We start from the raw sequence: 25,170 nt of genomic DNA, 5'->3' as shown, positions 1-25,170 counted from the left end.
TAGGAGAACCCATTTGAGCCTCGCCATTACAGCACCCGTTGGAGACAAGAACCGCATCACCAAAGCCGACAAGAAGGGCGAAAAATTCAAACCCGTCGCCAACAAGGCAGACGACGTCAAGATGGTGCAACTGTTCCTTATTGCGAACGGGTATAACGTGCCAATCGACGGCAAGGTGAATGCCACGATGATCAAGGCGATCCGAGCCTTTCAGAAATCAGCCTGCGGTTTCAAGAAGCCCGATGGCATTATCGATCCCGGCGGCAAGACGTGGAAGGCGGGTCTTGGCAAGCTCAAGGCCAAGCATGACGCCAACATGAAAGACCTGGCCAACCGGGTCGAGGTCAAAGAAGGCGGCAAGATCAAACACGTCACGATCAAAGAGTTCGAAAAGCGTCAGGCCGCAATGCTGCGCAAGTATCAAGCCCGCGCTGATGGGCTGATTGGACAGGCGGAATGTTGGGAGAATTTTGCCAACGACGCTGAAAAGACAATGCTGGGCGGCGAAGGTTTTATGATGCAGATGACGGAATTCACCGTCCGCTGGGCCAATAACAAGGCCGAACCGCCCTGGAACGCGATCCTGAATGCGCGTTCTGAAGCCAAGTTTCTCAAATCTCTGACCACGCATTCCAAACCCAACTGGGAAAAGATCAGCGCGCAAGAGACCAAAGCCGTCAAGGCGCACAACGCCGGCGCCAAAGCATTCAAAACCTATATCAATGCCCGCATCGGCACGGCCGGTTCTATTGCCGGCACCCTCGAAGTGGTGCGTGATACGTCATTCACGGTGGTTGAGGTCTATGCCACGGCTCAGATCGTCATCCAGTCCAAGGGCAAGATCAAACCTTACGAGGCACAGATCCTTGCGGCGACTTCAGTTGAGGGCGTCAAGTCAAGTGCCGGACAGGTCGGTGAGGTGCTGGCGGGCAACAAGAACGTTACGCTCGACAGTGCTGCCAAGAAGGTGGCCATGGACATGTTCTTTGCCGGAGCAGGCGCGGCCATCACTGGCAAACTCGGCCCCGCAATGGCCAAAAAATTCGCTGGCGACTTTTCTGTCCAGATGTTTTCCAAGCTGGGCACCAACAAAATTCCCAAGGAAGCCATCGACAAACTGATCACCAAGTTCCTGAAATCCGGGGCCGGTCAGGCGTACATGGAAAACATGGCCAAAGAGACGTTCATGCTGCTGAAAACAGGCATCGAAAAAGGCAAGATCACTGGCAAGGACTTCCAGGACGCCTTTTTCAAGGCGGCAACCGCGGGGCTGTTGAAGGGCGGGTTTGGCAAGGCAATTTCCAAGTTCAACGCAGATCGCCCCAACCGCACCTCTCTGGTGGTGGGCAAACTGGTGTATTCCAAGTACCTCAAGGGCGCACCGGACATGTTGCGCAAGCTTTATCCGGACGAGGCCAACCTGACCAAAATTCTGGTCAAGCACGGACCCGATATTGCCCAGAACATGTCAGAAAAGATCAGCGGCAAGGTGACCGAAACTGCTGTTCTGGCCGCAGTCGACAAGGCCAGCGGCACAGAAAACGAAAAGCAGCTGGCCAACCTTTACGAGTCCGAACTGCGCAAGTCCAAGGCGCTGCATGATGAGTTGGACAAGCTCATCAAGGATGAAGTGGGCAAGCATTACAAAAAGCTTGAAAAGGCGAACTGATCCTCCCCACGCCCTGACCTTTCGAAAAAGCGCCCTATATCGGCGGGTGGCGTTCTGAAACGCCCCCAACACAACACCGTCACCCATATTACACCCCCCTTCACAGTTGGCCCTGCATCCCCCACCTTCAGGGCCAACACGAAGGATCACGCCCATGCCAACCGAACGTATTTCATTTCCCGGCCATGCAGGTACGCTGGATGCGCGCCTTGATCTGCCCGACGGCCCGCATCTGGCCACGGCTGTCTTTGCTCACTGTTTTACTTGTGGCAAGGATATCCCCGCAGCCCGTCGCATTGCCGCCCGCCTGACCACGCTGGGCATTGCAGTGTTGCGCTTTGATTTCACCGGGCTCGGTCACAGTGACGGCGAATTTGCCAACACCTCATTCACGTCGAACGTGCAGGACCTTGAGCGCGCTGTTGCCTATCTGGACAGTCGCGGCATGCCCCCGACCCTGATGATTGGCCATTCTCTGGGCGGTGCCGCAGTGCTGAAGGCGACCGCCAATCTGCACCAGATCAAGGCGGTGGCCACCCTTGGCGCGCCCTTTGATCCCGGCCACGTGACCCACAATTTTGCCGCTGCCCTGCCCGAGATTGCCGCCAAGGGCGAGGCTGAGGTGTCTCTTGGGGGCCGTCCGTTTCGCATCGGGCAGGCCTTTGTCGAGGATGTGACTGGCGAGGCGCTGGCCCCGGCCATTGCCCGTCTTCACGCCGCCCTGATGGTCCTGCATGCCCCCGGCGACGCCATCGTGGGGATCGAGAATGCCAGCCAGATTTTTCTGGCCGCCAAACATCCCAAAAGCTTTGTCACGCTTGACGATGCCGACCACCTGATCACCCGCGCCGAACATGCGGAATACGCCGCAGACATCATTGCGACATGGGCCAAAAAGTATCTGGCGTTGAAACCACCTGCCCCGCCCATTGGCGCACCCGAAGGCATTGTGCGCAGTGCAGAAGCGGACCCGCATGGGTTCCTTCAGGATATCACCCACGGCACCCGTCACCACATTCTTGCAGACGAACCGCGCGCCTATGGCGGCACCAATCAGGGCCTGTCGCCGTATGGGCTGCTGAGCGCCGGGCTTGCCGCCTGTACCTCAATGACCATCCGCATGTATGCCCGCCGCAAGGGTTGGCCGCTGGAGCATGTGTCAGTGGATGTGAGCCACGACAAGGTGCATGCACAGGATGCCGACACCGCAAGCGGCGACAAAATCGACACGTGGAAGCGGGTGATTTCGCTGCGCGGTGCGCTCGACGCGGATCAGCGCGCGCGCCTTCTTGAAATCGCCGACAAATGTCCTGTGCACCGGACGCTGGAAAAAAGCTCGACCGTGATCACCGAGCTGGCTGAGGCGCAGGCCGCGACTTAGCGGCGACCGCGCCCCCCACCTCCTGCCGGACGGTGTGCCGGCGGACGGGCCGCTGGCGGGCGGGAGAAGCCGGGGTCAATTCCGCCACCGGGCGGGCGCACGGGTCTGTCCGGGCGGTCCGGTCTGTCAGGTCGGTCTGGCGGTGGGCGATAACCGGGGCGATAGCTGCCGTAGTAGTAATCGTTCCACAGCATCGAGTCGTAATAGACCGCGCCAGAGGTTGAGACACCGGTGCCGTCACAGCCAGCAAGTGCCAGTGAACCGGCAAAGGCCAGCGTCATCAGCTTGGAGAAACTTTTTTTGTGCATCATGCCTGTCACCTTCATCGGATTGACCTGATCGATGCCAACATGCGGTTGATGTCCGCGATGGGCTCCTGATCTACGCCCGCTTCCAGAACAACGACGGCGATGACCATGCGGTTGCTTGGCAAGTCGATGGCAAGTGCGGTGAATGTGACGTTTTTGCCGTCGCGGCGCCCCGTGCCTGCGATGCTACGCGCCGGAAGACCGCCAACCTGGCGAGACTTGGGGGCTTCGGCCTCAGCCTCTTGGACCAGAAAGGGTCCGATGTCCTGCAGGTATTCCCGCGCGTCGTCAAAGTTGGAAACACCATGGGGCGAAATCACCCCGACCCAGACGCCTGGGTGCGCGTCAGCCGTCATGCCAAAAACCCGCGAGACATCGCGGATGTCATCGGCGTCTGGCCCTTCCAGATCGCGCAAACCACCTGTGCGCAGGGTCCAGAAGTCAGGCACTTCCAGTTTGAACAGCGCCCTACCATCGTCTTCATAAACAACCGGAGTCCCGGCTTGGGCCGCTCCGATTGCAAGCTGCGCGGCCAGGCAAATCGCAAGCCCCCCGCGATAGAAAGCGTTTCTCTTCAAAGCGATCACCCCCATACAACTCAGTTCAGCTATTCAGGACCAAAGCACACGAACTGTCCAGCCACAAAAAAAGGGCCAGTGCACCGCACCGGCCCTTTTCGTTTTGAAATCAATAATGTCAGCGACGCGCGTCGCCCACCATCTTCCAGACCGTTGGCAGAACCACTGCCGCCAGCGCCAGTTTGAGCGCATCGCCGATCAGGAACGGAGTGAGCCCCCACTGAAGGATGGGCTTGTCCCAGCCATAAAGCTGACCCAGCCACAGAAGGCCCGGCACATAAATCAGCACGGTGCCGATCAGCATCGCCAGAGCCATCCAGCCCACTGAACGATCCCAACCGCGTTGCGCCAGCGCGCCCAGCGCAAGCGTCGCCAGCACATAGCCGACGAGATAACCGCCAGTGCCGCCCATCATGTATGTCAGCCCCGACGCTTCGGCCGAAGAGCTTGCAAAGATATCAAAGCCCAGCGCGCCGATGATCATGTAGGCAAGGATTGTCACCAACCCCAGACGCGCGCCATAGGCCGCCCCGATGGTCAGCACTGCAAAGGTGCCCATTGTGATCGGCACGGGCCACATTGGCACGTTGATCTTGGCCGCCACGGCCAGAACAAGCACCCCGACCAGCACCAATGCCACCTGTTTGATGCGCAGGCCAAGGCCCTCATCAGCACCAAAAACGTCGCTCAGCACTTTGTTATTCCACGTTTGCTCCATGAACTCTCGCCTTGTCATATGAATTTGCTGACGGTGTTGTGCCAAGACGGTCACTTTTCTGCAAGTGCAAAGGACATGCGCTCAGCGTGCATCGGTGCGTTGATACCTACTTATCATCACATAATCCTTGCGTGGTCCCGTCACATCATAGCGCACGGTGAATGCGGGCCAGTCGCTGAAATCGTAAGAAACAAGATAAGTGTCGGGATCACAGAAATGCGTGGCCTGCCCCCCACGGGCGGGCACGGTATGAAAGGGGCGCCCATCCTCAAACTGCACCGACAGGTCATCGTTCCAGAGGTATTTGCGCTCTGCGGTCATTGGGGCTGCGCCCTGAAGTTGCAGCACGCCGGTTTCGGTGTAGATCGCCCCACCCGCCTCGGCCTGCCATGTTCCATGGCCGCTGAATGCGGCAGGCGGTCCGTCTGCCGGTGTGATCTGGCGCACGATCTCCCACCGCCCCAGAAAGTCGGCCAGTACCCGTTCAGTCGGCATATTGGGCCACCGTTATATCGTCATGCTCTCCGACAAAGCGCACTGTCTCGCCATCCCGTTCCAGACCGTAGCAGGCCCAAAGGTCATTAGGGGGCCATTGGCTGCAATACTGATCGTTTTCGACCCGCCAGTATCCCCAGCTTTCGCGTCCTTTAAAGGTGTAGAGCGTCGCGCCCGAAGCGCGGAAGTCTTGAATGGTATCCACACTCTGTGTCGGGTCGTCTTTGTCGAGGTACACCAACGTGCGCCCGGTCAGGGCCGTGCGGATTTCGGCACCCGTCAATGGGGTCCAGCCGGGGTCAGCCAGTCCAAGCGTGGGCAAGGTGGCTGTCACGGCGCACAAGACAAGGCGGATCATCAAAACCACTCCGGGGCATCAAACTCGGTTGGCATTGGCACAGAACGCAACGGCGCGCGCAAACAGAAAGTTGCGCGCGCCGTCGGTCTTGCCCTTGGAGGGGGTGGCTCAGCTTTCTTCGATAGTATCTGTTTCCGCTGTGTCGACCTGCGCCTCATCGATCACCGGTTCGTCGATCACCGGCTCTTCGGTTGCCGGCTGCTGTGCGATGTAGTCGTCGATCAAGCCGTCCTGATCTTCACCAACGCCCATTTTGTCGCTGACCCAATCAAACACCTCTGGCGTAACGTCCTCTTCGGTGGTCGGGCCTGCACCTGTTGCATTCCACCCGTCGACGATTGCCTGTGTCAGAGCTTCGTCCGACGTGGCTATCAATCCCTCATCGACGGCTTCCTGCGCCTCTTCCACAGCCTCGAACGCATCTGACACCTCGTCATAGCCTTCAAGCGCCGCCTCGGCTGAAACCTTGTCCGTGCTCCACTCGGTCACGGCCATGTCATAGGCGTCCTGATCAACGAAGTCGTCGATTACAGGTTCATCCCCGATGTTGTTATTATCATTCCAATCGTCGAGAGCCTTTTGATATGCCTCTTGATCAGTAAAGTCTGCGATAGATGGCTGCGAAGCAGTCGCCTGTTCATTCAACAGGTCGGAAAGCGCCTCGAGTTCCATTAGGTTTGCCGGAACGTCATATCCCAGACCGTCCAATAGCGCACCGTACTCCTCCAGAGTTGGCCCAAATGTCTCGAGCGCAGCAGCCAGTGCCTCCTGATCCTCGACAAGCATTGCGCTTGCCTCAACATAGGCGCGGAACCCGACCATCTTTGGATCGTTCGAATTCATCAACCCGTTGATGTTCCGGTTGAGCGAATTCAGTCCCTTAAGTTGCGCCTGTACCGGCTTTTGTTTGGGCGGGCGGATCGACGCGGTCACTGTGGGTCCTGTTGCGGGTCGTGACTTGGCTTTTGCAGGCTTACTGGCCGTCCTGCTCGCCTTACCGCTGCTTCTGTTTTGTTTGTTCGATTTTGGTTTCAGCCCCAGCATTTCACCAAGGCTCTTGCGGTTGCCGCGTGTGGCCGAACTGCCTTTGCCGCCTCCGTTGCCCTTGCTGGCGCTTTTGGACTCGTTTTTGGACCCTTTGTCGCTGCTTTTGCCTTTGCCGCCTCCATCACCCTTGCCGCCGCTATTGCCGGCATCGTTGCCGCCGCTATTGCCGCCACCGTTGCCGCCGCCATTACCTCCACCATTGCCGCCACCATTGCCGTTCTTGGCGTAGGCCGACGCACTATCCGTCAAGCCGATGGAATCTGTCAGAACGGGTGCGCCTAACGCCAACGCCGAAACTGCGACTATTTTGATCAGTTGCATGATGTCCCCTTGGGCAGAATTTTGTTTCTGCCTCAATCTTAGGCGCAATATGGGCAGAATTGTGTTTCATTCCCAGACCGGCGAAAAGTCGCCCAAGGCGGTCGGCCTTGTATACGTCTCAGGCCCATTCTAAGAGGCGGGCAAAGCTAATACGAAAGGCATATCCTATGATCCCACGTTATTCCCGTCCCGACATGGTTGCGATCTGGGAGCCTGCCACAAAATTTAAAATCTGGTACGAGATTGAGGCACACGCCTGTGACGCGATGGCCGATCTCGGAGTGATCCCGCGCGAGAATGCGGAGGCGGTCTGGAAAGCCAAGGATGTCGAATTCGATGTGGCCCGCATTGACGAGATCGAGGCCGTCACCAAACATGACGTGATCGCATTCCTCACGCACCTTGCCGAACACGTCGGCAGTGACGAGGCACGCTTTGTGCATCAGGGCATGACCAGCTCGGACGTCCTGGACACCTGCTTCAACGTTCAGCTGACCCGCGCCGCCGATCTGCTGATCACGGATATCGAAGGGCTGCTTGCCGCCCTGAAACGCCGCGCGATCGAGCACAAAGACACCGTGCGCATCGGGCGCAGCCACGGCATTCACGCCGAACCCACGACCATGGGCCTGACATTCGCCCGCTTTTACGCCGAAATGGACCGCAACCTGTCCCGCGTGCGTGATGCGCGCGCCGAAGTGGCCACGGGAGCGATCAGCGGTGCGGTTGGTACGTTCGCCAATATCGACCCAGCCGTCGAAGAACATGTTTGTGACAAGCTTGGCCTCGTGCCAGAACCGATCAGCACCCAAGTCATCCCCCGCGACCGTCATGCGGCGTTCTTTGCCACTCTTGGCGTTGTCGCCTCGTCAATCGAAAACATCGCCACAGAAATTCGCCACATGCAGCGCACCGAGGTGCTGGAAGGGGCGGAATTCTTCTCCATGGGTCAAAAAGGCTCGTCCGCGATGCCTCACAAAAAGAACCCGGTGCTGACCGAAAACCTGACCGGTCTGGCGCGCATGGTGCGCAGTGCAGTGATTCCCGCGATGGAGAATGTGGCCCTTTGGCATGAGCGGGATATCTCGCATTCGAGCGTGGAGCGGATGATTGGCCCTGATGCCACCATCACCCTCGATTTCGCCCTGTCCCGCCTGACCGGTGTGATCGACAAAATGCTGATCTTCCCTGACAACATGCTCGACAACATGAACAAGTTCCCCGGTCTCGTGATGAGCCAACGGGTTCTCTTGGCCCTGACCCAAGCCGGTGTGAGCCGCGAGGATGCCTATTCTTATGTGCAACGAAATGCGCTGAAGGTTTGGGAACACCGGACTGACTTCAAACAAGAGCTTTTGGCGGATGCGGATGTTGTGGCGGCTCTAAGTGCCGAAGAGATCGAAGAAAAATTCGACCTTGGATACCACACCAAACATGTGGATACGATTTTCGCCCGCGTGTTTGGCGAGTAAATCAGCCGGGCAGAGGACACCTCTGCCCATCAAACAAGGGCGCGGAAATTGGGCAGCAAGGTGCATCTTGATGTGCCCGAGGCAATAATTTGTTTTGAACCCAGCCCAATCTGCCCTACCCTAACGTCACCTCTAACCAAAAGGAGACGACTGATGACAACCAAGACGCTCGCTGTGGCCCTGGCGCTCACCCTCGCCCCTGCATTGGCGCTGGCAGAAGGCTGTAATTACGGCAAGATTGAACAGCAGGCCATGTCCTGCGCTGCTGGTACCACCTATGACGCCAGCACCAAAACCTGCCTGCCGACCACCGGCTAAATCATCTTCGGCAAAAATAACGGTTTCGTGATCGCATAAAACCGGGACGTGCGGGGTCATCCTTTTATCTTACGCCCAAGCGCGTCCAACACCGGAGAGATTTTTATGCTACGCACCTTGATCCTGACATCCGCCCTTGCTCTGCCCCTCGCATTGCCCACGGCTGCGTTCGCAGCAGGCGGCGAAAGCGAATCCAAACCAGAGAAAACCGAGACCACCCAAGACTGCCTGAAGGCAGAACAGTGGGATCCGGAAATCAAGAAATACGTACGTTTTTCTCAGCCGGTGAACGGCGTGTGGGATGCAGATATCAAAAAATGTGTGCGCCCCGACAAAACGTCTCATCTGGACAGCGACACCCTTTACAAGGCTGTGCGTGAACTTGCCTATGCAGGCCGCTATGGCGAAGCCATCGACGTTCTCGATCAGATGCCCGACCAGTTGGATGATCGCGTGCTGACGTATCGCGGGTTCACAGCGCGTAAATTGGGCAATCTGGAACAGGCGAACCTTTATTATGAGCAGGCCCTGACCGTGAACCCAGACAACATTCTGGCCCGATCTTACATGGGTCAGGGCAATGTTGCCGCCGGGGACAAGGTTGCGGCAATGACGCAACTGCGTGAAATCCAGGCGCGCGGCGGTGCTGGCACATGGGCCGAGGCCTCTTTGCGCAACGCAATTCAGTCAGGCACCACCTACAATTATTGATCCTGCCCGGTCGCGGTTGAGAGTTTTTCAACCATTGCCTGCCAGAACTGTCTGGAAACAGATTCAAGGCAGGACATGACCGATCTGGTACCCGTGTCCGCCGCCCGTGCCATCGTGCAGTCGGGCGGCGGTTCTTCTTTGCCCCCCATGCGTCTCAGCCAGCGGGCCAAGGCCGCGATTGTTGTGCGCTTGATATTGAACGAAGGCGCGGACATCCCGCTTGAGGAGTTGCCCGAAGAATTGCAGGCCCACCTGACCAAGGCGATGGGGTCGATGCGCGTGGTGGATCGCGATACGCTGTCTTCTGTGGTGTCCGAATTTGCCGCCGAAGTTGAACGCATCGGCCTGCGCTTTCCCGGTGGAATGGCCGGTGCGCTGACGGCTTTGGACGGTAAGATCAGCCCGCAAACCGCCGCCCGCATACGCAAAGAGACCGGTGTGCGCGATAACGGCAACCCGTGGGACCGGATTCGCGAAATGGACGACGACCTGCTGCTGCCCGTTCTGCAGGACGAAAGCATCGAGGTGGCCGCAGTGGCGCTGTCCAAGTTTGACGTGAAAAAGGCCGCTGCCCTGCTTGGTCAGTTGCCGGGGCCACGTGCGCGCCAGATTACCTATGCCGTGTCCAAGACTGGCGCCATCAGCCCCGACGCCGTGGAACGCATTGGCCTGTCGCTCGCCGCCCAACTGGACGCGCGCCCGGTAAGCGCCTTTGAGGATGGTCCGGTCGAACGTGTGGGCGCGATCCTGAATTCCTCCACGTCCATGACACGCGATGATGTACTGGAGGGCCTTGATGAGACGGATGAGGGGTTCGCCAATGCCGTGCGCAAGGCGATTTTCACCTTTGGCAACATCCCCGAACGCATCGCGCCCCGCGACATCCCCCGTATTGTGCGCGATGTCGATCAGGCCGATCTTGTCACCGCCCTTGCCGGCGCTGGATTGATGGGGATGAAGGCCAGCGTTGAATACGTCCTTGAAAACATGTCCGCCCGTCTAGCCGATCAGCTGCGCGAGGAAGTGAGCGAGGCTGGCACTCCGGCCCCCGCCGACACAGACGCTGCAATGGCCATGATCGTGACGGTCATCCGGGATATGGAGAATGCGGGCGATCTGGTGCTGCTGAGCGCCGATGAGGAGTGATGCTGTACGCTATCCAAAAGGGTCCGCGTGACGCGCGTGTCCCAAAGGGATAGGCGCATCCCTGTCGTCTAAGCAGGCCGCTTTGGTGGCCGTGATAGGCCTGAGTGTCCTTTGCGGCCGCGCTCTGCTTTCACCCTGGTTGGCACAAAAGCGGCAGAGACTTGGAATGTTCTATGCAAGGGGCGCGACCTTGTTTGGTCAGCTCAGGTGTGATGCGTTTCATGCGGCAAGGCCTCATAAAATGTTCCGGTTTTCAAATAGTTTGCACTGAACTGCGCACCGCGTTCCCTTCTTTGTAAAAACCCACTAAGCCACCAAGATGACAAACAAGACGCCTCCACCGAAACGTGCCATTCTGCTGGCGGTGGCGGCCATTTTTTGTTTTGGAATTATGGACGTCGCAGTCAAAGCCGTCAGCCCGATGACAGGGACCCTTCCCGCCCTTTGGGCCCGCTATGCCGGGCAAATGTTCATCGTTCTGGTTCTGGTCGCACCGCACCTGCGCAAGGTGGCCCATAGTGCCTACCCAAAACTGCAAATCACCCGGTCCCTCTTGCTTATGATGGCCACATTTTTCTTCTTTCTGGCATTGGGTCAAATTGGCCTTGCGGAAGCCACTGCGGTGATGGCGATGAACCCGCTGCTTATCACTTTGGGCGCGGCGCTCTTTCTGGGCGAAGCGCTTGGGCCGCGGCGGATCGGTGCGATTGCGGTTGCGCTTGTCGGCGCACTTATCGTGATCCGGCCCGGGACGGACGTGTTCCAACCTGCCGGGTTGCTGCCGCTGGTCGCCGCGTTCTGCTTTGCCAGCTACACCCTGATCACCCGCCGCCTTGGTCCCGACGAAGACGTATGGACATCGCTGTTCTACACAGGGTTGGTTGGTGCCGTGATCCTGACCCTGATCCTGCCCTTTCACATGCCCACCTTTAATCTGACCAGCATTGCCTTGCTGTGTCTGATCGGAGCGGTCGGCACCGCAGGACAGTTGATGCTGATCCGCGCGCTGAGCATGGCCGAAGCAGGGTTGCTTGCGCCATTCAACTACACTGGTCTGATCTTTGCTGTGATCTGGGGGCTTGTTCTGTTTGGCGAGGTCCCCGATGCCTTCACCATGCTGGGCGCGCTTGTGATCGCAGGGGCAGGGATTTATGTCTGGCATAGAGAAACACGTGTTGCCTGAGCGCCAAACCAAAAAGCAAAGAAGTCTATGGCCCAAGACCCTGCCGACATAGCGCCCAAGAAGCGCGTAGAGTATTACGCGGTGAACCTGCTTGCGCGGGTCTTTATCGGAACGGCCTTCGCGATGCCCTATCGTTGGCGCGTGCCGTTCATGGGCAAGGTTCTGTCTCGTTTCATAGCGCCCGTGTCCGGGTACATGCGCCGTGCACAAAAGAACCTCGAATTCGTCCTGCCCCACCTGCCCCATGCCGAACACCGACGCATCGCGCATGCCAGCCTCGACAATGCAGGCCGGACTTTGATCGAAAACTATTCGACAAAACAACTCCTTGCCCGCCAGAACGGGGCCGAGATCAAAGGCGAAGGGTTTGACCATCTGCAACAGGCGGTGGCACGGGGTCAGCCCGTGGTTCTGGTCACCGGGCACTTTGGAAATTACGAAGCCGTACGGGCGACGCTGGTGTCGCGTGGGTTTGATGTGGGCGGGCTTTATCGCGATATGGCGAATCCCTATTTCAACGCCCATTACGTGCGCACCATGCAGGCCTTTGGTGGCCCTGTGTTTCCCAAAGGGCGCAAGGGAACAGCCGGTTTCGTGCGCCACCTCAAGGCTGGCGGGCAGCTGGTGCTGCTCTTTGACCAACACGTGCACGGCGCGCCAGTTCTGGATTTCATGGGCAAACCGGCACACACTGCGGTCTCCGCCGCGGAATTGGCTCTGCGCTATAATGCATTGCTGATTCCATTCTATGGACTGCGGGGCGCGGACGGGCTGTCATTTGAATGTGTGATGGAGGCTCCGATCGAACATTCGGACCCGATCACGATGACCCAAGCCATGAATGACAGCATCAGCGCGCGCATCCGTGCGAACCCGGAACAATGGCTGTGGGTGGCTCGGCGCTGGCGCGGCACGGTCTGATCTGCGGCCAGAGAACGCCCGCAACAAACCGAGCCGTGCCTATTGTATCTGTGCTGCTGCCAGAATGGGGCCATGGCGGCCCACTTGAACAATGACAACGACAGGCGCGTCGCCACTGGCTTGCGCCTCAAGGTCCAGATCAGTCACCCCGTCCCACTCGCGCAGGATTTTCCAGTCTTCGGTGACGTTGGCATAGGTCAGTGTGTGGCCCGCGTTTTCGCCCCGTGTGATGCGGGCCGTCCGCTCGGGTTCAATGCGCAACATATGGACCAGCATACCTGTGTTACGCGCCGCAGTGGTGGCCCTAATCCGCACCACGTCGCCGTCCCGCTTGGCGTTGAGCGTCACAGGAGAGGTCAGAGCGCTGTGATCCGCAATCGCCTTGGACAGTTCCATCGGCCGCGCACCCACAATGTCGGTGGTCCCGTTGATGATCATTTGCGGCGTGTAAACAGACCGCCGTCCCGCCTCCATCGCATAGCCACGCTGGCGATCGGCATTGGCCGGGTGCGCAAACTCGTCCTTCCAGCCGATGTAATCCCAATAATCCACGTGCAGGGCCAACGCGATCACGTCGTCCCGCTTGGCCAATTCATGCATCAGCTTGTCCGCAGGCGGGCAAGATGAACACCCTTGCGAGGTGAATAGTTCCACGACCACCGGGGATTGGGCCGAAACCGGCGCGCTGAGCGCGGCAAAGGCAGCCATGACCAGAGGAATCAGATGTTTCATAAGCGCAGCTCGATCGTGTTTTGATGTGTTTTGTTTGGCGATACGGGACAGACATACGCCGCCTATTTCGGTTTCGCCAATCAAGGTTTGTTGAGGTTGTGTGACAGTGACATTCATGTTTTGACCTAAAATTGTACACCATGGTATACAAAATCGTCGCAGGGGTCTGAATTTCTGTTGAACCACGCCGGTCCTTGGGGCATGACACCCTCGAAACAGCCCCCCGCCGCCGCAAGGAAAGGATTTCCCAATGCCCATTACAGTTGGCCACGACAGTGCAAAGACACGCAAGACGCTTAGCGTCGGAACCCAGTCCATTGACTACTACTCCATTCCCGCCGCGACCGAGGCCGGGCTTGGTGATTTTTCGAAGTTGCCCGCCGCACTGAAAGTGGTGCTGGAAAACATGCTGCGCTTTGAAGATGGCAAGACAGTCAGCGTCGATGACATCAAAGCATTTGCCGAATGGGGCACCAATGGTGGCCAGAACCCGCGCGAGATTGCCTACCGCCCTGCCCGCGTGCTGCTCCAGGATTTCACCGGTGTTCCTGCTGTTGTGGACCTTGCGGCCATGCGCGACGCTATCGTGTCTCTTGGCGGCGACGCCGAACAGATCAATCCTCTGAACCCCGTCGATCTGGTAATCGACCACTCGGTCATGATTGATGAATTCGGCAACCCGCGCGCCTTTCAGATGAACGTGGACCGCGAATACGAGCGGAATATGGAGCGTTATACCTTCCTCAAATGGGGCCAGTCCGCCTTTAACAACTTCCGCGTTGTGCCCCCCGGAACCGGCATCTGCCACCAGGTGAACCTTGAGTATCTATCGCAAACCGTCTGGACGGACACCGACCAGAATGGCGCCGAAGTCGCCTATCCCGACACGCTCGTCGGTACAGACAGCCACACCACCATGGTCAACGGCGCCGCCGTACTGGGCTGGGGTGTTGGCGGGATCGAAGCCGAAGCCGCGATGCTGGGCCAGCCGATCTCCATGCTCATCCCCGAAGTCATCGGCTTTGAGCTGACAGGTTCGATGATGGAAGGCACAACGGGCACCGACCTCGTGCTGAAAGTGGTCGAGATGCTGCGCGAAAAGGGCGTTGTTTCCAAATTCGTCGAATTCTATGGCGAAGGCCTGAACCGCCTGCCACTGGCCGACCGCGCCACCATCGCCAACATGGCCCCCGAATATGGCGCCACCTGCGGCTTCTTCCCCATCGACAACGAAACCCTGCGCTACCTGCGCAACACGGGCCGGGACGAAGACCGCATCGCGCTGGTCGAAGCCTATGCCAAGGAAAACGGGTTCTGGCGCGGCGACGACTACGCCCCGATCTACACAGACACCCTGCATCTGGACATGGGCACCATCGTGCCGGCGATCTCGGGCCCCAAACGCCCGCAGGATTTCGTCGCGCTTACCGACGCCCAAGCCGCGTTCAAGCGCGAGATGGAAGAGACGTTCAAGCGCCCCATGGGCAAGGAAATCACCGTCGAGGGCGAAGACTACACCATGGAAAGCGGCAAGGTCGTGATCGCCTCGATCACGTCGTGCACGAACACATCCAACCCTTACGTGATGATCGGTGCGGGCCTCGTGGCGCGCAAAGCGGCCGCACTCGGGCTAGATCGCAAGCCTTGGGTCAAAACATCGCTCGCTCCGGGCTCTCAAGTTGTCTCTGCCTATCTTGAGGCGGCTGAGTTGCAGGACGATCTGGACAAGATCGGCTTCAACCTCGTCGGTTACGGCTGCACCACCTGCATCGGCAACTCCGGCCCGCTGCAACCCGAAATCTCGAAATCCATTGCGGACGGTGATCTCGTCGCAACGGCCGTTCTGTCGGGCAACCGCAACTTTGAAGGGCGGATCAGCCCGGACGTGCGCGCCAACTACCTCGCCTCGCCCCCCCTCGTGGTGGCCTATGCGCTGGCAGGCACGCTCGATATCGATCTGTCCAAAGACGCGATTGGTCAGGACAAGGATGGCAATGACGTCTTCCTGAAAGACATCTGGCCAACGTCGCAAGAGGTCGCAGAACTGGTTGAGGCCACCGTGACGCGCGAAGCGTTCCAGACAAAGTATGCGGACGTCTTCAAAGGCGACGAGAAATGGCAAGGCGTGGAAACCACAGACGCGCTGACCTACGACTGGCCGCCAACCTCGACCTACGTGCAAAACCCACCCTACTTTCAGGGCATGGGCGCCGAGCCGGGTACGATTTCCAACATCGACGGTGCCAAAGTACTGGCGATCCTCGGGGATATGATCACGACCGACCACATCTCCCCCGCCGGGTCGTTCAAGGAAAGCACACCTGCAGGCCAATACCTGATGGATCGTCAGGTCGCCCCGCGTGAATTCAACTCCTACGGCTCGCGACGCGGCAACCACGAGATCATGATGCGCGGCACTTTCGCCAACATTCGCATCAAGAACGAGATGCTGGATGGGGTCGAAGGTGGCTACACCAAGGGCCCTGATGGCGCGCAGACGTCGATCTATGACGCAGCTATGGCGCATCAGGACGCAGGCACACCGCTGGTCATCTTTGGTGGCGAGCAATATGGTGCCGGGTCGTCCCGTGACTGGGCGGCCAAGGGCACGGCCCTGCTGGGCGTCAAAGCGGTCATCGCCGAGTCTTTCGAGCGCATCCACCGCTCGAACCTCGTTGGAATGGGCGTGATCCCGTTTGAATTCACCGGCGGCGATAGCCGCAAATCACTGGGTCTGACCGGCGAAGAGACGGTTTCGATCTCTGGTCTGGATACAATCCAACCGCTGCAAGAGGTGCCCTGCACCATCACGATGGCAGACGGAACCGTCAAAGAGATCATGCTGAAGTGCCGGATCGATACCGCGATTGAGATTGAATACATCGAGCACGGCGGCGTGCTGCACTACGTGCTGCGCAACCTCGCTCAGGCGGCATAAACCCCCTCAAGGCACCTGAAAAAACTCAAGAGAAACCCGCTTTGGCGGGTTTTTTTGTGGCCTCTCACTATTTATCACCGCCCAATTCACGCCAGATTATTTGGCAAACAGCCGTGAATAGGATGTTTTTTTAGCGACAAGGCATTTAAAAGTACGCGTATCAAAAACGCACTCATAAATGCTTGATACGCATACCTGATTGTAACCACAACGACCCAACAGACGTCGTCAGTGACGACTTTTCTGTCTAGTTGGTCATAGGAGTGGTTTACGATGAAGTATCTTTCAAGCGCATCAATCGGTGCGATAATGATGAGCGCAGCGACAATGAGCAGCGCGGCGACTGTCGATTTTGAAGGGTTTAGTTCAGGCGATGTGCTCGCAAAGGACGTAAACTTGGGCGGTGGCATTGTCGCAGACATCTCTGCATTCGGCGGCACCAATCAGGCAGTCATTTTTGACACCGACGCGGTAACTGGTGGCGACGTCGATCTGGCGTCTCCGTTCGCAAATTCCGTATCAGGTGCGCTAAGAGGCTTTGGCAACATTCTTATCGTTCAGGAAAACGCGCCCGCCCCCGGGGATCCCATCGTTCCGGATGATGCGGTCGGTGGCACCCTAATATTCGACTTTGCGACGCTCATCTCGTTGACCGAGGTGTTCCTGATTGATACGGCGCAAGGCTCGTTTGTGAGCCTGTTGTTGGACGGTGCCCCTGTTCAGACACAGGCCGTGGTGGATCTAAATGTATCCGACACTTCTAACGTTCAGACCCCAAACGAATTTACTCTGTTCGACTTTGGAGGCGCCGTTGGCGACATGCTGATCGTAAGCTATTCCGAGTCCGGTGCTGTGGGTGAATTCAAGGTAAGTGTCGTTCCAGTACCAGCCAGCCTACTCCTCCTGATCGGCGGGTTCGGCCTGATGGCTCTCATGCGGAGCCGCAGCAACGCATAATTAAAGACTTATCAGCACGTATTTCGCTCGCATACCTCGGTGTGCGGGCGCTATTTTTTTGCGAGCGCCTCTTCAAATGCTGGCACAAACCGGTTTTCGTAATCCGACCCCACAAGCGGGCCGATATAGCGGAACAGGACGGTCCCGTCGCGCCCCAGAATGAATGTCTCTGGTGGGGCCGTGACCCCCCAGTCGATAGCGGATCGGCCTGCGGGGTCAAAGGCCACGCCGACAAACGGGTTCCCGTCATCGTCGAGATAGCCGCGCGCTGCGCTTTCTGTGTCTCGGAAATTGACACCAACGATCGGAATGCCCGCGGCGGCCATCTCTAGCAATTTGGGGTGTTCGGCCCGACACGGCGGACACCATGATGCCCAGAAGTTGACCAGCGTCACCTCACCACTCGCCAGCATCTCACGGGTGACGCCCGGCAAATCGCCAAGCGTCTCTTCGGTCAGTTCGGGCGCGGGTTGGCCCAACCGGGTTGAGGGCAATTCACGAGGGTTGTCACGAAACATCCCCACAGCCGCAAGCGCCACGAATCCGGCAAAGATACCGATGGGCGCCAACATCAAAGGCGACAGCTTAGCCATTGTTTTTGGTCCGATTTTCAACGTCTCGCATGGCTGCGCGCACGCGCTTTCCGCGCCACAGGCTCACGCCGACAATCGCGACCAACAGCACAATAGACACCGCATAGGCCGACAGAACCGCATCCGCGTATTTGCCAAGGTCCGGCATCATGCCCCCTGCTCCAGATTGCGCCCTTCGCGGGCGATCAGCGCCCGCGTCCGACGCACTCGAATTTCGGTGCCTGTCCGGTACAACACCAGCGCCAGGAACAGCAGAACAAAGCCTGCGATACACACCAGCAGCGGCTGATAGAACACATCTGCCACGTTCTCTTCCTTGTCGAGGCTCAACGACGCCCCCTGATGCAACCCCTGATTCCAGAAGTTGACTGCGTAACGCGACAGCACTGCAAACACCGTGCCCACAAGACACAGGATCGACGTCAGATCAGCACCCGTATCCGGGTCCTCAATGGCCTCCCACAGGGCGATGTAGCCCAGATAGAACAGGAACAGGATCAGGAACGATGTCAGGCGCGGATCCCAGGCCCACCATGTCCCCCACATCGGTTGGCCCCAGATCGCCCCGGTGAACAGCGCGATCAACGTCATCACAACGCCCACTGGCGCCGCCGCACGCGCCGCAAGTGCTGACACATGATGCCGCCGCACGATCCAGATCAGCGAGGCCACCAGCATCATGAACCACGCATTGATCGCCATTAAAGCAGCGGGCACATGCAGATAGATGATCTTGACGGTAGACCCTTGGCGGAAATCATCCGGAGTGAAGAAAAAGCCCCAGATCAGCCCCACAGCAAGGCAAATGCCCGACGACACCCAAAGCCACGGCATGACCCGTTCGCTTAAGGCCAAGAACTTGACCGGATTGGCATATTCCCAAAGTGACATATGTCTTACCTAAATCTTCGCCGCGGCCATCTCAATCAAAATGCGCGTTATCTGAGGTTCACGCGCAACACAGCCCCTGCGGCAAAGGGCATCAGGGCCAGAACCCCCGCCGTGATCCCCGCCACGAACAGTAACGGGGTGGTCGCATTAAGGCCCTCAGCTGCACGGCGCGCCGCCTCGGCCCCAAAGATTAACGTGGGAACATAAAGCGGCAGAACCAGCAAGGACATCAGCAAACCGCCGCGCTTGATCCCGACGGTCAGTGCCGCACCAAAGGCCCCGATCATCGACAAAGCAGGCGTGCCAAGCGCAAGGCTGATCACCAGCACGCGGTATCCTTCGGGCGCAAGGTTGAGCAGAACGCCCAAAACCGGCGCCGCCAGCACCAGCGGCAGGCCCGTTGTCACCCAATGGGCGGCCGCCTTGACCGCCACAACGCCTTCCAGTGGCAAGGGCGAGGTTGCGAGCAAATCTAACGCGCCATCCTCAAAATCCACGGCCAGCAGCCGGTCCAGCGACAGCAGGCACGCCAGCAGTGCTCCCAGCCACAACACCCCCGGCGCGATACGCGCCAACAGGTCCGGCGCCGGGCCAACCGAAAACGGCACCAGCACAACCACAATCAGGAAAAACGCAAGCCCAAGGCCAAATCCCCCCCCGGCGCGCAAGGCCAGCGTCAGGTCGCGGACAAACAGCGCTCTCACAAGAACGCCTCATCCGCATGGGCCATCGTTTCGGCTGCAGCACGAAATGGGGTGACGTCCAGCACATCGCCATCAAGGCCCAGATCGATGTGGGTGGCAATCAACGCCGATCCACCACCAGCCAAATGCGCGCGCACCGCATCCGCAAACAACCCGACAGAGGCCGCATCCAGTGACACCGTCGGCTCGTCCAGTACCCAGACCGGGCGCCCCGTGACAACCATTCGCGCCAGTCCCAGACGTCGCTTTTGCCCAGCCGACAAAGATGCAGCCCGCCGGTCCGCAAGGGCCTCTAAATCGAAGGCACGCAAAGCGCCCTCGATGTCGCGCTGGCCAAAGACGGCCCCCCAGAAACGCAGGTTCTCAGTAACAGTCAGTGCGGCCTTCAAACCGTCCGCATGGGCTCCGTAGGCAACGCGATCCTCCGCCCCCACCAACTCACCAGCCATCGGCGGCTGTAAGCCCGCAACAGTGCGCAACAACGTGGTCTTGCCCGACCCGTTGGGACCGCGCAGCACCAGCGCACGGCCCGGAGACAGGGTAAAATTCAACCCCGCCAACACAGGCAAGCCCGCGCGTCCCACCGCCAGATCAGAAAAAATCAGGTCCATGACACCAGACCTAACCCACACAAGACGAACATGAAACGCCAACACGCGCCCATTTTCTCTGATTTAAAAAAATCCCGGGGGGAGGCGCGCATCGCGCCGGGGGGCTGGCCCCCCCACGCATTTTTTCTTCAAAAATGCGTCTCGCTTCAAACAGGCAACATCGCAAGGGCAACACGGCGCCCTTCACTCAAGAGCACATTGTACGTGCGCGCAGCGGAAGGCGACGACATCACTTCGACCCCAATGCCAGCGCCGTCCAGTTGTGCGCGCAAACTGGCCGGGATATGCGCAATCTCTGCGCCCGTGCCCAGAAACAGCACGTCCACGACGCCCGCAAGGTCCAGCAAAGCCTCAGAGGCATCCAACCCACCCCATGGCCCAGTGCCCGTGGGGCCAGTCAGCACCGCACCCTGGATCACCTCTCCGCCAATGCGGAAGAAACCGGGGCCATAGCCCTCGACAGGTTTGGCATCAGTATAGGTGATCTCATTCAGACGCATATCGCTCAACTCCAGACGGGCAGGCCCACAATAGCTGACAGTGCAATCACGATATAGGCCAAGCTGCGGAAAAGTCGCTCGGCAGATGGGTCAAACAGCCATGCGCCCAACAAGTTGGCACACATGTACACCGGGACACAGATCAACCCTACCGTCACCGCCAACGGATCAAGCAGATCGGTCACGATAAAGACCGCTATCATCAGCAGATCAATACCCAGCAGGTACAACAGAAAATTGGCGCGGATCGCGGCGATGGGCAACGCGCTGGCCATGTAAAGCATGATCACAGGTGGCCCCGGCACACCCACCAGACCGCCCAGGAATCCGCCGACACCGCCGACACCAAGAACGCTTGGACGGCTAAGGCGCCCGGAATAGCGCCAGCCGCTCATCACCAGCACAAGCAGCACCAGCACAACCACAGAAACGGCCCAGCCAAAGACCGCAGGTTCAAGCTGCGACAGCGACCACAGACCCAGCGGCAAAGTCAGCGCAGCGCCCCCCAGCAACAACGCCACCTCGCGCGCATCTCCCGTTCGCCACGCCGCGCGCAGATTGGGCAAAGGCCCCCAGAATTCCACAACAGTAAGAAAGGCAAGCGCTGCAAACGGGCCCAGCACCGAACTGGCCACAGGCATGATGATCATGGCCGACCCAAAGCCGGTGAACCCACGCACAAGGCCTGCCATCACAATCGCACCCAACAACCACCACAGCCCCGGCAACGCCAGGGCAGCAGTGATCAGATCAGGCATCTATGTTGGCGTATTGATTGCCTGCATTGGCATCCGGCTTGTCCCAGTTTCGCTTGACGCCCAACCACAACAGGATGGTCGAGGCGACAAAAACAGAACTGTACGTCCCCACGATCACGCCCCAGATCATCGCAAACACGAACCCACGGATCACGTCGCCGCCCAGCACATAAAGCGAGATCAGCGCCAGCAGTGTGGTGACAGAGGTCATCAACGTCCGGCTCAGCGTCTCGTTGATCGAGATATTGAGCACTTCGTTGAGGGGGCGTTTCTTGTACTTGCGCAGGTTCTCACGCACCCGGTCAAACACAACCACGGTATCGTTAAGGCTGTAGCCCACAATCGTCAGAAGGGCAGCAATGATCGCCAGATCAAACTTGATCTGCAGTTCGGAAAAAACGCCAATTGTCAGGATCACGTCATGCACAAGCGCCGCCACGGCCCCCAGCGCAAACTGCCATTCAAAGCGTAACCAGATGTAGATCAGGACCGCCGCAATGGCGAGAATCACAGCCAACGCCGCCGTTTGGATCAACTCGCCCGACACTTTGGGGCCAACGGATTCGACAGACACAAACTTGATGTCCGGCACAGAGGCTTGCAAGGCCGCCTCAACCGCAAGGATCGTCTCGGGCGTCACCGCCTCTTGTCCGTCCTGCGCCTGAATGCGAACCATGGCCACGTTCTGATCATCATCAAAAGTCGGGTCAAACACCTCGGTGATCGAGATATCGCCCAATTCCAGCGGCGTCATCGCATCGCGGTAAACCCCGATATCGACGGCTTGCGTGCTTTCGGTCCGGATCGTGGTTCCGCCCCGGAAATCGATACCAAAGTTCAGACCCTGAATGGCGAAAGACACAAAACCAAGGATGACCAGCAGTGCTGATATCCCCAGCCAGATCTTCCAGCGGGAAAAGAAGTCATAGGTCGTACCCTGTTTGATCAGTTTCAAACGCATCGCTCAGACCTCAATCGTTTTCGGGCGGCGGCGTTCAAACCACATGACCAGCAAAAGGCGGGTCACAAAGATCGCCGTAAACACCGACGTCATGATCCCCAGACCCAAGGTTATCGCAAATCCACGCACTGGGCCCGAGCCCATGGCAAACAGGATCACGGCCGTAATGAAGGTTGTGATGTTGGCATCCAGAATCGCCGACAACGCCTTTTCATAGCCAAGCTCAATGGCGCGCGCCGGACCACGGGCTGATTTCAACTCTTCGCGAATACGCTCAAAGATCAGCACGTTGGCATCCACCGCCATCCCGACCGTCAACACGATCCCGGCGATCCCCGGCAACGTCAGCGTCGCCCCGATCAGGGACAAAAGGCCAAAGATCAGCCCGATATTCACGATCAGCGCGATATTGGCAAAGACGCCAAACAGCCCGTAACTCAGGAACATGAACACCAGCACAGCAGCAAAGGCGACCATGGTCGCAACCTTGCCCGCATCAATGCTGTCTTGGCCCAGCTCCGGCCCAATCGTGCGTTCTTCGAGGAAAGTCAGTTTCGCAGGCAAGGCCCCTGCCCGCAGCAAAACGGCGAGATTGGTGGACTCTTCGACATCAAAGTTGCCAGTAATGATCCCCGACCCGCCCGGAATATGGCTCTGGATCACAGGGGCACTCACCACCTCATCATCCAGCACAATGGCAAAGGGCGATCCGATATTTTCGGCGGTGTAGTCCCCAAACGACCGCGCCCCAGACGTGTTGAACCGGAAGTTCACCGCCGGATTGCCGTTCTGATCAAACGCAGGCTGGGCATCAACCAGATCTTCGCCCGTCACCACTGGCGCACTCTCGATCACGTAAAACTGGCCGGGTTCGTCCAACGACGGGACCAACTTGTTGCCGATTCCGGGCGTCTGATCCGGATCGGCAGTCCGTGAGACCACCGGATTAAAGGTCAACTGCGCCGTGGTGCCGATGATCGCCTTCAACTCTGCGGCCGACCCAATGCCCGGCACCTGAATCAATATGCGATCGGCGCCCTGACGTTGGATCGTGGGTTCGCGCGTGCCAACCTCGTCAATACGACGGCGTACGATCTCAAGGGATTGCTGGACGGTGCGTTCATCACTGGCAAGCTTTTCGGCATCGCTGAGCGTGATCACGATGACGTTGGTGCCGTCTGCGCGCACCTCGATGTCATTTGCCCCGACGCCTGTCAGGGTCTGCACTGGCACTGCCAGAGAACGCACAATCTGCACAGCGCGCTGCATGCCGCTCTCTTCGGAAATGCGCACACGCAGTTCATCCGGAGGAGACTGCTGAAGCCGGATGGTGCCAACCGTGGCCCGTTCCTCGCGCAGGGCGTTGCGAACCTCAGGCCAACTGGCCTCCATCCGGGATGCATAAACATCTGCAACCTGCACTTCGGCCAGCAAATGCGCGCCGCCGCGCAGATCAAGGCCGAGGTTCACAAGGCTCGATGGCATCCATGTGGGCCATTGCGCCAAAGCGGTCTGATTTTCTGGCGTGTTCGCGCCCAACTCGATGGCCTGTGCGGCGTCATTGTGCCCTTCAACCCGGGTGTAAAACCCGTTTGGCAGCGCCAACAACAGACCAACGGCGACGGTCGCCCAGATCAGAACCCGTTTCCACCCTTCGATCTGCAGCATTACTTGGCAGGCTCGGTCTTGCTCAGGACTTGCGCGATAGTCGATTGAACCACACGCACCTTGACGCCGTCTGCGACCTCAACTTCGATCTCGTTGTCGTCTTTGACCTTGGTCACTTTGCCGATCAGGCCGCCTTGGGTCACCACCTGATCACCCCGGCGCAACGCACCAACCATTGCGGCGTGTTCTTTGACCTTCTTTTGCTGTGGGCGGATCAGCAAGAAATACATGATCCCGAAGATGAGGATCAGGGGTACAAACTGAGCAAAGGCTTCCATGTATGTCGCGTCCTTTTTGTCTTGGGGCACACACGCCCATCGCAAGATTTGGCATTACCTATTGTTGGTGCGCGCGCGGTGCAAGGCGGAAAGGCGTTCGTGATGACGGATTGCCACTGCAATGACGCATTGAGGAACCAATCAGCCCTGTTTTGCGAGCAGGATGCCCCCCGATCCGGCAACACAATGGCGCAATAGACGTCCCCGATCATGGTCGCTAGTGTGCGGCTCATGATCTTGCGTGTCCTGCTTTTCATCTGCGTCGCCCTGCCGGCCCTAGGCGAAAGCCACCTGACACCCATGCTCCCCTTGCCCGAGACCGAAGCCGCCAACTGGCCCGCCATCGGGCGCGTCTTTGACCCCAATGATCCCGGCCGTGGCTTTTGCTCGGGCGCACTGGTGGCCCCGAACCTCGTGCTGACGGCAGGCCATTGTTCGGGGGGAACGGCCTCTGACGACCCCGACGCCCAAACTGTGTTTCTCGCCGGGGCCTTTAACAGCACGGTCATCGCCCGGCGTCGCATTGTTGAACGGATCAGGCATCCCGACTACCGCCGCAGCGGACAACACTCGCCCCAAGCGGATATCGGTCTGTGGAAACTCGATTCCCCGATCACGGACATCGCCACGTTCCCCTTGGGTCGCCCACAGCAAGACACCCTCGCCCTGTTGGGATACCACCGCCTTGCCCCCTTCCTCCTGTCCGGCAGCACAGACTGTGCGGTGCGCGATGCCACGCCGGATCTCTTTGTCCTGGGATGTCGGGTCATCTCTGGCAATTCCGGCAGTCCGGTCCTGCAACTGGGCCCGGATGGTGCGGAACTGGTCGGTGTCGTGTCGTCGCAAAGCGGCGGAGACGCCATTGCGGTGAGCATTGGACCATGGAGCCGCACCAACATCGCGATCCACCGCTCGGATGCGCCCTAAGGCTGGCCCTGCCCAAGATGCCATAT

28 protein-coding genes are annotated in these 25,170 nt (G+C 58.8%); 11 read left to right on the top strand and 17 right to left on the bottom strand.

Going from position 1 to position 25,170, the window contains the following annotated elements:
- The first annotated feature begins 13 nt into the window (after window positions 1-13).
- Both DHN60_RS19175 and DHN60_RS19170 read left to right on the top strand, forming a co-directional pair.
- Window positions 14-1,669, top strand: a complete 1,656-nt coding sequence (locus DHN60_RS19175) for a peptidoglycan-binding protein (RefSeq protein WP_108838928.1) — start codon at window positions 14-16, stop codon at window positions 1,667-1,669.
- Window positions 1,670-1,823: 154 nt separating this feature from the next.
- Entirely contained in the window at window positions 1,824-3,050 is a 1,227-nt protein-coding gene (locus DHN60_RS19170; protein ID WP_108838927.1) for an alpha/beta fold hydrolase, read from the top strand.
- On the opposite strand, the gene DHN60_RS19165 is transcribed toward DHN60_RS19170, so the two are convergent.
- The 6 genes from DHN60_RS19165 to DHN60_RS19140 form a co-directional block, all read right to left on the bottom strand.
- On the bottom strand, window positions 3,047-3,361 hold the full coding sequence (locus DHN60_RS19165; RefSeq protein WP_159089296.1) for a hypothetical protein: 315 nt from the start codon (window positions 3,359-3,361) through the stop codon (window positions 3,047-3,049). The genes DHN60_RS19170 and DHN60_RS19165 overlap by 4 nt on opposite strands.
- A gap of 11 nt (window positions 3,362-3,372) precedes the next feature.
- Window positions 3,373-3,936: a hypothetical protein gene (locus tag DHN60_RS19160; RefSeq protein WP_159089295.1), complete on the bottom strand. Its 564-nt coding sequence runs from the start codon at window positions 3,934-3,936 to the stop codon at window positions 3,373-3,375.
- A gap of 118 nt (window positions 3,937-4,054) precedes the next feature.
- Window positions 4,055-4,654, bottom strand: coding sequence for a biotin transporter BioY (locus DHN60_RS19155; protein WP_108838924.1), 600 nt, complete (start codon window positions 4,652-4,654; stop codon window positions 4,055-4,057).
- Between the two features lie 81 nt (window positions 4,655-4,735).
- Window positions 4,736-5,149 (bottom strand): DUF6314 family protein, encoded by a 414-nt coding sequence (locus DHN60_RS19150; RefSeq protein ID WP_108838923.1) that lies wholly within the window; start codon window positions 5,147-5,149, stop codon window positions 4,736-4,738.
- Complete coding sequence (locus DHN60_RS19145; RefSeq protein ID WP_108838922.1) at window positions 5,139-5,507, bottom strand: hypothetical protein; 369 nt, start codon at window positions 5,505-5,507, stop codon at window positions 5,139-5,141. Before DHN60_RS19145 ends, DHN60_RS19150 begins: the two co-directional genes overlap by 11 nt.
- Before the next feature lie 108 nt (window positions 5,508-5,615).
- Complete coding sequence (locus DHN60_RS19140; protein ID WP_108838921.1) at window positions 5,616-6,875, bottom strand: hypothetical protein; 1,260 nt, start codon at window positions 6,873-6,875, stop codon at window positions 5,616-5,618.
- 167 nt (window positions 6,876-7,042) lie between these two features.
- On the opposite strand from DHN60_RS19140, the gene purB reads away from it, so the two are divergent.
- The 6 genes from purB to DHN60_RS19110 all read left to right on the top strand — a co-directional run bounded on the left by purB (window position 7,043) and on the right by DHN60_RS19110 (window position 12,626).
- Window positions 7,043-8,347: an adenylosuccinate lyase gene (purB, locus tag DHN60_RS19135; protein WP_108838920.1), complete on the top strand. Its 1,305-nt coding sequence runs from the start codon at window positions 7,043-7,045 to the stop codon at window positions 8,345-8,347.
- Between the two features lie 153 nt (window positions 8,348-8,500).
- Window positions 8,501-8,665, top strand: coding sequence for an adenylosuccinate lyase (locus DHN60_RS19130; RefSeq protein ID WP_108838919.1), 165 nt, complete (start codon window positions 8,501-8,503; stop codon window positions 8,663-8,665).
- Window positions 8,666-8,770: 105 nt separating this feature from the next.
- Window positions 8,771-9,376 (top strand): tetratricopeptide repeat protein, encoded by a 606-nt coding sequence (locus tag DHN60_RS19125; RefSeq protein WP_108838918.1) that lies wholly within the window; start codon window positions 8,771-8,773, stop codon window positions 9,374-9,376.
- Between the two features lie 75 nt (window positions 9,377-9,451).
- Window positions 9,452-10,522: a flagellar motor switch protein FliG gene (locus tag DHN60_RS19120; RefSeq protein WP_108838917.1), complete on the top strand. Its 1,071-nt coding sequence runs from the start codon at window positions 9,452-9,454 to the stop codon at window positions 10,520-10,522.
- Window positions 10,523-10,841: 319 nt separating this feature from the next.
- Window positions 10,842-11,705, top strand: coding sequence for a DMT family transporter (locus DHN60_RS19115; RefSeq protein WP_108838916.1), 864 nt, complete (start codon window positions 10,842-10,844; stop codon window positions 11,703-11,705).
- Between the two features lie 27 nt (window positions 11,706-11,732).
- Window positions 11,733-12,626, top strand: coding sequence for a lysophospholipid acyltransferase family protein (locus tag DHN60_RS19110; RefSeq protein WP_108838915.1), 894 nt, complete (start codon window positions 11,733-11,735; stop codon window positions 12,624-12,626).
- Between the two features lie 39 nt (window positions 12,627-12,665).
- On the opposite strand, the gene DHN60_RS19105 is transcribed toward DHN60_RS19110, so the two are convergent.
- Window positions 12,666-13,358, bottom strand: a complete 693-nt coding sequence (locus DHN60_RS19105; RefSeq protein ID WP_108838954.1) for a thioredoxin family protein — start codon at window positions 13,356-13,358, stop codon at window positions 12,666-12,668.
- Window positions 13,359-13,608: 250 nt separating this feature from the next.
- Here DHN60_RS19105 and acnA point away from each other — a divergent pair, with 250 nt between their 5' ends.
- Both acnA and DHN60_RS19095 read left to right on the top strand, forming a co-directional pair.
- Complete coding sequence (gene acnA / locus DHN60_RS19100) at window positions 13,609-16,296, top strand: aconitate hydratase AcnA (protein ID WP_108838914.1); 2,688 nt, start codon at window positions 13,609-13,611, stop codon at window positions 16,294-16,296.
- A 273-nt stretch (window positions 16,297-16,569) separates the two neighbouring features.
- Complete coding sequence (locus DHN60_RS19095; protein WP_108838913.1) at window positions 16,570-17,253, top strand: VPLPA-CTERM sorting domain-containing protein; 684 nt, start codon at window positions 16,570-16,572, stop codon at window positions 17,251-17,253.
- Window positions 17,254-17,303: 50 nt separating this feature from the next.
- Here the strand turns inward: DHN60_RS19095 and DHN60_RS19090 are convergent, their stop codons facing one another.
- The 10 genes from DHN60_RS19090 to yajC all read right to left on the bottom strand — a co-directional run bounded on the left by DHN60_RS19090 (window position 17,304) and on the right by yajC (window position 24,217).
- Complete coding sequence (locus tag DHN60_RS19090; RefSeq protein ID WP_108838912.1) at window positions 17,304-17,846, bottom strand: DsbE family thiol:disulfide interchange protein; 543 nt, start codon at window positions 17,844-17,846, stop codon at window positions 17,304-17,306.
- The gene (gene ccmD, locus DHN60_RS19085) at window positions 17,839-17,997 is read right to left on the bottom strand and encodes a heme exporter protein CcmD (protein ID WP_199913702.1); all 159 of its coding nucleotides are present in this window, start codon (window positions 17,995-17,997) and stop codon (window positions 17,839-17,841) included. Before ccmD ends, DHN60_RS19090 begins: the two co-directional genes overlap by 8 nt.
- On the bottom strand, window positions 17,994-18,737 hold the full coding sequence (locus DHN60_RS19080) for a heme ABC transporter permease (protein ID WP_108838911.1): 744 nt from the start codon (window positions 18,735-18,737) through the stop codon (window positions 17,994-17,996). The genes ccmD and DHN60_RS19080 overlap by 4 nt, the downstream gene beginning before the upstream one ends.
- Window positions 18,738-18,784: 47 nt before the next feature.
- A complete protein-coding gene (gene ccmB / locus DHN60_RS19075; RefSeq protein WP_108838910.1) occupies window positions 18,785-19,441 on the bottom strand; it encodes a heme exporter protein CcmB in 657 nt (218 codons plus the stop codon).
- Complete coding sequence (gene ccmA, locus DHN60_RS19070) at window positions 19,438-20,052, bottom strand: heme ABC exporter ATP-binding protein CcmA (protein WP_108838909.1); 615 nt, start codon at window positions 20,050-20,052, stop codon at window positions 19,438-19,440. Before ccmA ends, ccmB begins: the two co-directional genes overlap by 4 nt.
- Window positions 20,053-20,198: 146 nt before the next feature.
- Window positions 20,199-20,552, bottom strand: a complete 354-nt coding sequence (locus DHN60_RS19065; protein ID WP_108838908.1) for an Mth938-like domain-containing protein — start codon at window positions 20,550-20,552, stop codon at window positions 20,199-20,201.
- A gap of 5 nt (window positions 20,553-20,557) precedes the next feature.
- Window positions 20,558-21,310, bottom strand: a complete 753-nt coding sequence (locus tag DHN60_RS19060; RefSeq protein ID WP_108838907.1) for a TSUP family transporter — start codon at window positions 21,308-21,310, stop codon at window positions 20,558-20,560.
- A complete protein-coding gene (gene secF / locus DHN60_RS19055) occupies window positions 21,303-22,271 on the bottom strand; it encodes a protein translocase subunit SecF (protein ID WP_108838906.1) in 969 nt (322 codons plus the stop codon). The genes DHN60_RS19060 and secF overlap by 8 nt, the downstream gene beginning before the upstream one ends.
- 3 nt (window positions 22,272-22,274) lie before the next feature.
- The gene (gene secD, locus DHN60_RS19050; protein WP_108838905.1) at window positions 22,275-23,939 is read right to left on the bottom strand and encodes a protein translocase subunit SecD; all 1,665 of its coding nucleotides are present in this window, start codon (window positions 23,937-23,939) and stop codon (window positions 22,275-22,277) included.
- Entirely contained in the window at window positions 23,939-24,217 is a 279-nt protein-coding gene (gene yajC / locus DHN60_RS19045) for a preprotein translocase subunit YajC (protein ID WP_108838952.1), read from the bottom strand. Before yajC ends, secD begins: the two co-directional genes overlap by 1 nt.
- A gap of 231 nt (window positions 24,218-24,448) precedes the next feature.
- Between yajC and DHN60_RS19040 the strand changes: the two genes are divergently transcribed.
- Complete coding sequence (locus DHN60_RS19040; protein ID WP_159089294.1) at window positions 24,449-25,144, top strand: serine protease; 696 nt, start codon at window positions 24,449-24,451, stop codon at window positions 25,142-25,144.
- The last annotated feature ends 26 nt before the right edge of the window (window positions 25,145-25,170 follow it).

The sequence above is a fragment of the Tateyamaria sp. Alg231-49 genome (assembly GCF_900143535.1).
Classification (GTDB): Bacteria; Pseudomonadota; Alphaproteobacteria; order Rhodobacterales; family Rhodobacteraceae; genus Tateyamaria.
The sequence above is the reverse complement of the archived record's forward strand: the minus strand, read 5'-3'. Positions and strand labels throughout refer to the sequence as shown.

Coding starts and splice junctions, on each gene's coding strand:
- DHN60_RS19125 (WP_108838918.1), top strand. CDS start 8,771: ATGCTACGCACCTTGATCCTGACATCCGCCCTTGCTCTGCCCCTCGCA.
- DHN60_RS19120 (WP_108838917.1), top strand. CDS start 9,452: ATGACCGATCTGGTACCCGTGTCCGCCGCCCGTGCCATCGTGCAGTCG.
- DHN60_RS19150 (WP_108838923.1), bottom strand. CDS start 5,149: ATGCCGACTGAACGGGTACTGGCCGACTTTCTGGGGCGGTGGGAGATC.
- DHN60_RS19065 (WP_108838908.1), bottom strand. CDS start 20,552: ATGCGTCTGAATGAGATCACCTATACTGATGCCAAACCTGTCGAGGGC.
- DHN60_RS19040 (WP_159089294.1), top strand. CDS start 24,449: ATGATCTTGCGTGTCCTGCTTTTCATCTGCGTCGCCCTGCCGGCCCTA.
- ccmD (WP_199913702.1), bottom strand. CDS start 17,997: ATGATGCCGGACCTTGGCAAATACGCGGATGCGGTTCTGTCGGCCTAT.
- DHN60_RS19090 (WP_108838912.1), bottom strand. CDS start 17,846: ATGGCTAAGCTGTCGCCTTTGATGTTGGCGCCCATCGGTATCTTTGCC.
- DHN60_RS19145 (WP_108838922.1), bottom strand. CDS start 5,507: ATGATCCGCCTTGTCTTGTGCGCCGTGACAGCCACCTTGCCCACGCTT.
- DHN60_RS19140 (WP_108838921.1), bottom strand. CDS start 6,875: ATGCAACTGATCAAAATAGTCGCAGTTTCGGCGTTGGCGTTAGGCGCA.
- DHN60_RS19155 (WP_108838924.1), bottom strand. CDS start 4,654: ATGGAGCAAACGTGGAATAACAAAGTGCTGAGCGACGTTTTTGGTGCT.
- DHN60_RS19130 (WP_108838919.1), top strand. CDS start 8,501: ATGACAACCAAGACGCTCGCTGTGGCCCTGGCGCTCACCCTCGCCCCT.
- DHN60_RS19095 (WP_108838913.1), top strand. CDS start 16,570: ATGAAGTATCTTTCAAGCGCATCAATCGGTGCGATAATGATGAGCGCA.
- secF (WP_108838906.1), bottom strand. CDS start 22,271: ATGCGTTTGAAACTGATCAAACAGGGTACGACCTATGACTTCTTTTCC.
- DHN60_RS19170 (WP_108838927.1), top strand. CDS start 1,824: ATGCCAACCGAACGTATTTCATTTCCCGGCCATGCAGGTACGCTGGAT.
- secD (WP_108838905.1), bottom strand. CDS start 23,939: ATGCTGCAGATCGAAGGGTGGAAACGGGTTCTGATCTGGGCGACCGTC.
- DHN60_RS19060 (WP_108838907.1), bottom strand. CDS start 21,310: ATGCCTGATCTGATCACTGCTGCCCTGGCGTTGCCGGGGCTGTGGTGG.
- DHN60_RS19080 (WP_108838911.1), bottom strand. CDS start 18,737: ATGTCACTTTGGGAATATGCCAATCCGGTCAAGTTCTTGGCCTTAAGC.
- DHN60_RS19115 (WP_108838916.1), top strand. CDS start 10,842: ATGACAAACAAGACGCCTCCACCGAAACGTGCCATTCTGCTGGCGGTG.
- yajC (WP_108838952.1), bottom strand. CDS start 24,217: ATGGAAGCCTTTGCTCAGTTTGTACCCCTGATCCTCATCTTCGGGATC.
- purB (WP_108838920.1), top strand. CDS start 7,043: ATGATCCCACGTTATTCCCGTCCCGACATGGTTGCGATCTGGGAGCCT.
- DHN60_RS19105 (WP_108838954.1), bottom strand. CDS start 13,358: ATGAAACATCTGATTCCTCTGGTCATGGCTGCCTTTGCCGCGCTCAGC.
- ccmA (WP_108838909.1), bottom strand. CDS start 20,052: ATGGACCTGATTTTTTCTGATCTGGCGGTGGGACGCGCGGGCTTGCCT.
- acnA (WP_108838914.1), top strand. CDS start 13,609: ATGCCCATTACAGTTGGCCACGACAGTGCAAAGACACGCAAGACGCTT.
- DHN60_RS19110 (WP_108838915.1), top strand. CDS start 11,733: ATGGCCCAAGACCCTGCCGACATAGCGCCCAAGAAGCGCGTAGAGTAT.
- DHN60_RS19165 (WP_159089296.1), bottom strand. CDS start 3,361: ATGATGCACAAAAAAAGTTTCTCCAAGCTGATGACGCTGGCCTTTGCC.